This window comes from Micromonospora craterilacus, from assembly GCF_003236315.1.
GTDB lineage: Bacteria > Actinomycetota > Actinomycetes > Mycobacteriales > Micromonosporaceae > Micromonospora > Micromonospora craterilacus.
This window is the reverse complement of record NZ_POTY01000388.1, coordinates 1-3,646: the sequence shown is the minus strand read 5'-3', so window position 1 is coordinate 3,646 and position 3,646 is coordinate 1. Positions and strand designations below refer to the sequence as shown.

At 71.7% G+C, this 3,646-nt stretch carries 6 protein-coding genes; all 6 read right to left on the bottom strand.

Going from position 1 to position 3,646, the window contains the following annotated elements:
- The coding region (locus tag C1I95_RS32750; protein ID WP_499878000.1) for a glycine-rich domain-containing protein at positions 1 to 656 on the bottom strand (656 nt) is incomplete at its 3' end.
- A 125-nt stretch (positions 657 to 781) separates the two neighbouring features.
- Positions 782 to 1,054: a hypothetical protein gene (locus C1I95_RS32745; RefSeq protein WP_111219843.1), complete on the bottom strand. Its 273-nt coding sequence runs from the start codon at positions 1,052 to 1,054 to the stop codon at positions 782 to 784.
- Positions 1,055 to 1,126: 72 nt separating this feature from the next.
- Entirely contained in the window at positions 1,127 to 1,702 is a 576-nt protein-coding gene (locus tag C1I95_RS32740) for a hypothetical protein (protein WP_146605932.1), read from the bottom strand.
- Between the two features lie 13 nt (positions 1,703 to 1,715).
- Complete coding sequence (locus C1I95_RS35555) at positions 1,716 to 2,648, bottom strand: phage major capsid protein (protein WP_158566520.1); 933 nt, start codon at positions 2,646 to 2,648, stop codon at positions 1,716 to 1,718.
- Between the two features lie 101 nt (positions 2,649 to 2,749).
- The gene (locus tag C1I95_RS32730) at positions 2,750 to 3,145 is read right to left on the bottom strand and encodes a capsid cement protein (RefSeq protein ID WP_111219839.1); all 396 of its coding nucleotides are present in this window, start codon (positions 3,143 to 3,145) and stop codon (positions 2,750 to 2,752) included.
- 2 nt (positions 3,146 to 3,147) lie between these two features.
- Positions 3,148 to 3,646: hypothetical protein (locus C1I95_RS32725; RefSeq protein ID WP_233514034.1), on the bottom strand; the 499-nt coding region annotated here is incomplete at its 5' end.

The window sequence follows — 3,646 nt, the reverse complement described above, 5'->3', positions numbered from 1 at the left end:
CCGTAGGAGCCGCCGTTGCCGCCGGCCTGCGCCGCGGTGGTAACGGAGGCCGCGCCGCCGCCCGGACCACCACCGGGCAGCGCCAGGCCGGCGGTGACGGATCCGCCGGGGCCGGGTGCGGCAGCATCCACGGCACCGGCCGTGCCCGAGGTCGCGCCGCCATCCTGGGACCACATGAAGTAGTTGTATTGGCCGCCACCGAAGGCGACGTCGCCCGCCGAGATGCCGCCGCCGCCGGCACCGGCCTGCGGGTGGTGTCCCGGGTTGCCGGTGCTGGCACCGGCCGCGCCGGCACCACCCGCACCACCCGCGCCGTACGAGAACAGGCCGCCGGAGTTGGCGACACCACCGGCACCACCGGCGGTGGTGCCACCACCGCCAGCGAGGCCACCCCACGCGCGAGCAAACCCGCCGAAGATCGAATGACCGCCGGCCTGACCGTTGGTGCCGTTGGTGTTGTCGGCGGTGACGGCGGGAGCCCCCGCACCGCCCGCACCCACGGTCACCGCGACCGTGGCCGGCAACGCTGACGCCGGCAGGTCCATCACCTGCCGGGTGCCGCCGGACGCGCCGCCACCGCCGCCGCGCACAGTGCCGGCCGCACCGCGGCGGCCGGAGCCGCCTCCGGCGCCGCCGCCGATGAGGGTGACCTGCACGGCTCGCGCGCCGGCCGGCTTGGTCCAGGTGCCGGACGCTTCGAAGGTCTGAACGTCGGTGGGAGTTGCGCCGCCGCCCCCATCACCGCCTGAGCTGGCGAAAGAGCGCGACGCGCTGCGGGCGCTCACCAGACCCTCACCGACACGGCCGGTGTGCCGGACGAGATGACCCGCACGACGGTAGAGCCGGACGTTTCGTCGTCCACTTCGAGGGAGTTGATGGCGGCCGGGAGGACATGGCAGCCGTCGCCTCCGACAGTGGCGGCCGTGTTGTTGACCTTGAACCAGACCTCTGCCGAGCCGTCGCGGTTGAGCACCTCGACCCGCCCCGCGTTGATCGGGAAAGTGAAGATCCGCTCGACGTTGGCAGTGAGTGTTGCGTGCTCGTTGTGCGCCACCGTGGCCTCCTCAGGGCATGGCGGGGCTGGCGGCCCGCTGTGAGGGTGCGGGCCGCCAGCCGGATCACCAGGTCAGGACTGGCGGGCCTTGACCATCCCGAGGAGGTCGTCGCGCTCTGCGCGGACCAGATCCTCGTAGTTGCCGCCCTGCTGGACGAGGTACTCCACCAGCACCTCGTCGCCGTGGCGGGCGTTGGGTGCCTTGCCGCCGAGCTTGGCCAGCTTGTCGCGGGCCGTCTGCCGGCGGGCCTCGGTGTCGGTGGTGTCCTGTGCCTCGTCGGCTTGGTCGGCCGGTTCCTCGCTGCCCGGCTCCTCGTCGGCCGGATGCTCGCCGGTGGTGACGCTGAGGGCCTGGCCGTGGCCGGTGCCGGTTTCCGCCTGCGGGGCGTCGGCCGAGGTGCCGGCCTCCCGCTCGCTGGCCGGCACCTGGTCGCCGGCGTCGGCGTCGGCCCCGTCGGGCTCGTCGGGCTCGTCGGGCTCGTCACCCAGCTTCTTGATCACGTTGATCGACAGGAGGTGCGTAACCTCCTGCTCGGTGGCCGGCGGCGACTGGAAGCGGCTGCCCTTGTAGAGCGTCTGCCGCTGCAAGCCGAGCATCGAATCGACCGTCACATGGGCGATATCGCCCGTCACCTGATACTCCGTCATCATCACTCCCTGGTCAGTTCGTGTTGGCGATGCGGATACCGGCGGACGGGTCGGTGACCACCGGGACGGTGATACGGCGGGCCCACATGTCGTGGGCGTCGCGGCGGGCGACGCGCTCCACCTGGACCTGGATGCCGTTCGGGGAGACCGCGTAGCCCGGGTCCACCTCGACCTCGTCGGCCATGCCGCCCAGGTTGCGGGAGTCGAAAAGCCACACGTCGTTGGTGCCGCCCGGCATGTTGCCCTGCGACGTCTTGGCCACCTTGAGTCCGGCGAACGTCTCGATCTCCCCGCCGTAGACGGGGTTGTCCGACACCTCGCGGCGGCGCAGCGACGCCACCTTGTCGTCGGTGGCCAGCAGCGCGTACTTCTCGTTCGTGAGCAGCATCATGTCGAGCTCGTGGCCGAGCTCCAGATCCTCGACCTTGCTCTTGGCGATCTCGATGTCCCGCAGCATCGCCGCGGTGTTCGAGGTCCACGCCGCCGACGCGTTGTGGAATGCCTGGACGCGGGAGGCGATGGCGGCGATGGCGATGCGGTCCACCTTGCGGCGCACCGTGTTGGTGACCTTGCGCAGCGCCCAGTCGACGGAGCCACCCATCGGCAGCGTGCGCTTGATCCGCTCGTCGGTCAGCCGGGTCGCCTGACCCCACTTGACCACGGCCGCCAGCGCCGGCACGCCCGTCTGCGGGTTCGCGAACGGGTACTCGGCGCCGGCCGCGACCGCTTCGACCTCGCGGTCGGTGAACAGCGGCTCGTCCTCCTCGTAGAGGACGGCCCCGCCGGACGACCGGTACCGCTGCGGCAGGAGCAGGTCGGCGACGAACTTGATGTCGGACAGCTGCTGCATCCGCAGCGACAGGAGCGTGGGCGTACGCAGGAGGGTGTGGATGGTGAGAAGCCGGCCAGCCAGCGACGGGCCGACCGGGGGGTAGGTAACGGGCACGTGGATGTCACCTCAATCAGGGAGCGCCCGGAACCCGGGCATGAAAAAGCCCCACGCGGCAGGGCGTGGGGCTTCGGCGGTGGGGAAGCGGGACGGACGGGTTAGATCGCCATCCACAGGACGGGGACGCCGTCGGCGGCGGTGGTGAGGGCGATGCCGTCGACCGCGCGGGCGTTGTTGATGTCGGCGGCGGTGGCGGTGCCGGCGGTGGCGACCGCGGCGACCCGGCCGGCGTTCGCGGACGTGATGTGGTCACCGGCGGTGATCGCCCCGGAGGCGAGGGTTTCGTGGACCATGCCCCGGCCGTAGACGGTCACGTCGCCGTTGGTGGCGGCGTCGAACGCGGCCACACCGACGTAGGCGGCCTTGGTGGCGGCGGTCGCGGTGGCGACAGAGCGGTTGCCGGACACGGCGACCCGCTGGCCGCCGGTGACGTTGGCCGACGCCTTGAGGGTGATGGTGTCGCCAGGCATGTGGAGCGGCAGGTAGCTGGGCATGATCAGGCTCCCGTCTTCGCGTCGATGCCGAAGATGGCGTTGTAGTCGGTGTCGCTGATGCCGTCGCCGTGGGCGAAGTCGGCGTCACCGTTGCCGGCGTGACCGGCGAGGACGGTCGGGTGGGTCTGCGGGGCGATCGAGGCCAGGATCTCCACGGTGACCTCGGGTGCCCGGTCGTACCGGTCCTCCCACGACTTGCGGTCGGCGCCCTTGATCCGGCCCTCGCCCAGGGCCTTGTCGAAGATCGCCTTCTTGGTGTCGGCGGCGGCGCTGGCGCGGATCTCGGCCAGCTCGCCGGACAGGCGGCCGATCTCCGCCTTCATCTCGTCGCTCGCGGCGGCGGCAGCGGCGACCTTCGCGGGGGCGGCTTCGGCCTGCGTCTTGAGGCCGGCGAGCGCGGCCAGCACGGCAGCGTCGTCGGCGTCTTCCGCAAGGCCGAGCTGGGCACGCACATCGGCGTTCAGAGTGGACAAGGTGTCCTCTCCCTTCTCGGTGTTGGGC

Excerpts from the sequence above, each read along its gene's own strand:
- C1I95_RS32740 (WP_146605932.1), bottom strand. The coding sequence starts at position 1,702 with ATGACGGAGTATCAGGTGACGGGCGATATCGCCCATGTGACGGTCGAT.
- C1I95_RS32730 (WP_111219839.1), bottom strand. The coding sequence starts at position 3,145 with ATGCCCAGCTACCTGCCGCTCCACATGCCTGGCGACACCATCACCCTC.